At 42.2% G+C, this 1,960-nt stretch carries 3 protein-coding genes; all 3 read left to right on the forward strand.

Translation table 11 applies throughout. The features are described from left to right. A partial coding sequence (gene atpD, locus CXF78_RS15565) for a F0F1 ATP synthase subunit beta (RefSeq protein ID WP_102037297.1) occupies positions 1–779 on the forward strand: 779 nt, incomplete at its 5' end. A gap of 18 nt (positions 780–797) precedes the next feature. Continuing rightward, positions 798–1,226: a F0F1 ATP synthase subunit epsilon gene (locus CXF78_RS15570; protein ID WP_011639449.1), complete on the forward strand. Its 429-nt coding sequence runs from the start codon at positions 798–800 to the stop codon at positions 1,224–1,226. Between the two features lie 148 nt (positions 1,227–1,374). Then, positions 1,375–1,960 (forward strand): NTP transferase domain-containing protein (locus tag CXF78_RS15575; protein ID WP_180957173.1); only part of this gene is annotated, 586 nt, incomplete at its 3' end.

The raw sequence follows: 1,960 nt of genomic DNA on the forward strand, positions 1-1,960 counted from the left end.
AGATGAACGAGCCTCCAGGTAACCGTTTACGCGTAGCGTTAACTGGCCTGAGTATCGCTGAAAAGTTCCGTGACGAAGGTCGTGACGTATTGTTGTTCGTGGACAACATTTACCGTTACACCCTAGCGGGTACTGAAGTGTCTGCACTATTAGGTCGTATGCCTTCTGCAGTAGGTTATCAGCCAACACTAGCTGAAGAGATGGGTGTTCTTCAAGAACGTATCACTTCAACTAAGTCTGGTTCTATTACTTCTGTACAAGCAGTATATGTACCTGCGGATGACTTAACTGATCCGTCACCAGCAACAACCTTCGCTCACTTAGATGCGACTGTTGTATTGTCTCGTCAAATTGCATCTTTGGGTATTTACCCAGCGGTTGACCCATTGGATTCGACTTCACGTCAGTTAGATCCACAGGTTGTTGGCCAAGAGCATTATGATGTTGCAAACGGTGTACAAACTGTATTACAGCGTTATAAAGAGCTGAAAGACATTATTGCTATCTTGGGTATGGATGAATTGTCAGATGATGACAAAACCATGGTATTCCGAGCACGTAAGATTGAGCGTTTCTTATCTCAACCTTTCTTCGTAGCAGAAGTCTTCACTGGTTCTCCTGGTAAGTACGTTTCTCTTAAAGACACCATCCGTGGCTTCAAGGGTATCTTGGATGGTGAGTTCGATCACATCCCAGAGCAAGCGTTCTACATGGTTGGCTCTATCGATGAAGCTGTCGAAAAAGCTAACAAAAAGAAAAAACTAGGCCGTAAAGCTTAGTTCTTTAAGGAGAACTTGATGGCAGCCAAAACAGTCCAACTTGATATTGTTAGTGCAGAAAACAGCATCTTCCATGGCCAAGTTAGCTTTTTAGAAGTTAATGGTGCTGAAGGTGAGTTAGGTATTATGCCTAACCATGTTGCGTTACTGACAAAAATCAAGCCTGGTATGGCGCGCTTTATCAAGCAAGATGGCAGTGAAGAAGTGTTGTATTTATCAGGTGGTTTACTTGAAGTACAACCTACTGCAATTTCAGTGCTTGCTGATGTAGCATTACGTGCCGATGATATTGATGAAAAAGCTGCTTTAGAAGCCAAAGAACGTGCAGAGCAAGCAATTGCTAATGCCGGTACTGACTTCAATTATGAAGCTGCTACAATCGAGTTAGCCAAATCTTTGGCTCAATTACGTGTTGTTGAATGCATCAAGAAAAATATCACCAGATAATCTGATTATTTGACGCTTAAAAGGCGACTCTTACGAGTCGCCTTTTTTATTGCCTATTACTGGCTAACTTAGCGCCTTTGTTTTCCCTTTGGTTGATATTCCGCTAAAATGACCGCAAATCTCTATCTGTTCAATAAAGGAATGCTCAATGTCGTTAAATGTTGTGATCTTAGCTGCAGGAAAAGGAACTCGGATGCGCTCAGATCTGCCAAAAGTGCTGCATCCCATTGCCCATAAAAGTATGGTGCAACACGTTATCGATACTGCCAATTCTTTAGGTTCATCGGCTATTCAGTTAGTGTATGGCTATGGTGCAGATAAATTACAAGCGGCTTTAGGTGAGCAAGCATTAAATTGGGTATTGCAAGCAGAACAACTCGGTACCGGCCATGCCGTTGCCCAAGCTAACCCAAATATTAACGACGACGACACGGTATTAATTCTTTATGGTGATGTGCCGCTAATTCAACAATCGACCTTAGAAGCTTTATTGGCTGTTCGTCCTACTATTGGTCTTGCTATTTTGACTGTCAATTTACCTAACCCTACCGGTTATGGTCGTATCGTTCGTGAACAGGGTAAAGTAGTCGGAATTATTGAACAAAAAGATGCTAACGCTGAGCAGTTAGCTATTAACGAAGTGAACACCGGCATTATGGCGGTACCAGGTAAGCAGTTAAAAGCATGGTTAAATCGTTTATCTAATATTAATGCTCAAGGCGAATACTATTTAA

This window comes from Shewanella sp. 11B5 (assembly GCF_002836795.1).
GTDB lineage: Bacteria > Pseudomonadota > Gammaproteobacteria > Enterobacterales > Shewanellaceae > Shewanella > Shewanella frigidimarina.